Annotated in this window: 3 protein-coding genes; 1 reads left to right on the forward strand and 2 read right to left on the reverse strand. The window is 71.1% G+C overall.

What is annotated here, in order from left to right; all coding sequences use genetic code 11:
• The first annotated feature begins 216 nt into the window (after positions 1–216).
• Positions 217–834, forward strand: a complete 618-nt coding sequence (locus IEZ12_RS09425) for an ArsR/SmtB family transcription factor (RefSeq protein WP_189271573.1) — start codon at positions 217–219, stop codon at positions 832–834.
• Here the strand turns inward: IEZ12_RS09425 and disA are convergent.
• Positions 825–1,931 (reverse strand): DNA integrity scanning diadenylate cyclase DisA, encoded by a 1,107-nt coding sequence (disA, locus tag IEZ12_RS09430; RefSeq protein WP_043914862.1) that lies wholly within the window; start codon positions 1,929–1,931, stop codon positions 825–827. The two genes, IEZ12_RS09425 and disA, sit on opposite strands and share 10 nt — an antisense overlap.
• A gap of 121 nt (positions 1,932–2,052) precedes the next feature.
• Positions 2,053–2,479, reverse strand: a 427-nt coding sequence (locus tag IEZ12_RS38055) for a magnesium chelatase domain-containing protein (RefSeq protein WP_308431018.1), incomplete at its 5' end; no start/stop codon positions are given.

The raw sequence follows: 2,479 nt of genomic DNA on the forward strand, positions 1-2,479 counted from the left end.
CAGGTGCCGAGCATCGCGGCCGCGGATCCGGCCCACAGCGTCTGGAACCTTCGGTTGCGGCGCAGCGGCACCGTCTCGGGCGCCACCGTCGTCGGGTTCTCGGCCACCGTCATCACTCCACCCCGTTCACACATCGGCAACCATTCACGTTGGCGTGAATAGTTGCACGGGCGCGAATGATTGCACAAGACCTGAACGCTGTGGCTGAATGTGAACGTGGTTGATCAGATGAAGGAACGCGAGGTCACCGACGTCGCGACGCTCAAGGCGCTCGCCGACCCGCTGCGCCTGGCCGTGCTCAGTGCGCTGATGAAGCGGGATCCGCAGCCGCTGTCGGTGAAGGAGATCGCGACCGAGCTCGACGAGGCGCCGACCAAGCTGTACCGGCACATCAAGCAGCTGGAGCAGACCGGGCTGGTGTACGTCGCGGAGACCCGGCTGGTCTCCGGGATCGTGGAGAGCCGCTACCGCTCCGCCCAGCAGTCACTGCGACTGTCCCCGCAGGTCCTCGCGGAGGGCGAGCAGCCGCCGGCCGCGCTGGACACCATGCTGGCGACGATGGACCTGGTGCGGGCCGACTTCCGGCGCAACTTCCTGGCCGGCCGGATCGACCTGACCCCGGCGTCCCAGGGCAACCCGCTCCCCAACAAGTTCGCGCACACCTCGGTGCGGCTCACCCCGGAGCGGCTGCGCAGGCTGCGCTCCCGGCTGGACGAAGTGCTGGACGAGATGTTCGCGGAGGACGACTCCGCCGCGCCGGACGCGGTCGAGGTGACCCTGTTCGCGCTGATGTACGCCGTGCTGCCCGCCGACGAGACGGACCCTCAGACGTAGCGTTCCAGGATGGAGGACTCGGCGAGCCGGGACAGGCCCTCGCGCACCGAGCGGGCCCGGGTCTCGCCGACGCCCTCCACGGTCTGCAGGTCGTCGATGGACGCGGCCAGCAGCTTCTGCAGGCCCCCGAAGTGGTCGACCAGCCGCTCGATGACGGTGTTCGGCAGCCGCGGCACCTTGGCCAGCAGCCGGTAGCCGCGCGGGGAGACCGCGGAGTCCAGCGACTCGGGGGCGCCGGTGTAGCCGAGCGCCTTGGCGACGGTCTGCAGGTCCAGCAGCTCGGCGTGGGTCAGCGCCTCCAGGTCGTCGAGCACCTCGGCGACGGTGCGGCCCTTCTTGGCGGCCCGGTCCGGGAAGTAGTCGCGGACCACGAGTTCGCGCTCCGGCTCGACGCCGGCGATCAGCTCGTCCAGCTGGAGCGACAGCAGGCGGCCGTCGGTGCCGAGTTCCAGCACGTAGCCGGCGATCTCGCCGGCGATCAGCCGGACCATCTCCAGGCGCTGCACCACGGCGGAGACGTCCCGGACGGTGACCAGGTCCTCGATCTCCAGCGCCGACAGCGTGCCGGCCACCTCGTCGAGGCGCAGCTTGTAGCGCTCCAGGGTGGCCAGCGCCTGGTTGGCGCGGGACAGCACGGTGGTGGAGTCCTCCAGCACCCGGCGGGTGCCGTTCACGTACATGGCGATCAGCCGCATCGAGTGCGAGACCGCGACCACCGGGAAGCCGGTCTGCCGGTTGACCCGCTCGGCGGTGCGGTGGCGGGTGCCGGTCTCGTCGGTGGGGATGTTGGCGTCCGGCATCAGGTGCACGCCGGCCCGCAGGATCTTGGTGATGTCCTTGTCGAGGATCACCGCGCCGTCCAGCTTGCACAGCTCGCGCAGCCGGGTGGCGGTGAACTCGACGTCCAGCACGAAACCGCCGGTGCACAGCGCGTCCACGCTCTTGTCGAAGCCGAGGACGATCAGACCGCCGGTGTTGGCCCGGAGCACCCGCTCCAACCCGTCCCGCAGCGCCGTGCCCGGCGCGACCGCACTGAGGGAAGCCCGCAGCAGGGCCTCCTCGCGGGTGGACTTGTCCGCCCGGTCGATGGCTGCCACGTGACTCCTTGGGCCGACCCGGACCGTGTGGCGCGGCGCCCGACGGTCTGTCTGTTATTACTGCACTTGATGGCAATTAGCAGGTGCAGTCTAACTGCGTGCGGCAGCAACAGGACGTGGGTCAGGCCAGTTCGTCCGAGTCGAGCGGCTCCCAGCCCGCCATCATCTCGTCCGGATACGCCGGCACCGGGGCGGCGGCGCGCTCCCGCGCGGGGGCCCGCCCGGCCGGAACGCCCTGCGGCGCGGCGTCCTGACGGGGCTTCGAACGGGCGCGGCGGCCGGGGATCGCCCGCAGCGCCTCGCCGATGTCGGACACCTCCACCACCTTCATGCCCGGCGGCACCTTGCCCGGGTCCGGCGGCACCAGGGCGTGGGTGAATCCGAGCCGGTGCGCCTCGGCGAGCCGCCGCTGCACACCCGTCACCCGGCGCACCTCGCCCGCGAGTCCGACCTCGCCGATCGCCACCAGGTTGTTCGGCAGCGGCGTGTCGGTCGAGGAGGACGCCACCGCGAGGGCGATCGCCAGGTCCGCGGACGGCTCGGTGAGC

Source organism: Kitasatospora griseola (assembly GCF_014648555.1).
GTDB classification, from domain to species: domain Bacteria; phylum Actinomycetota; class Actinomycetes; order Streptomycetales; family Streptomycetaceae; genus Kitasatospora; species Kitasatospora griseola.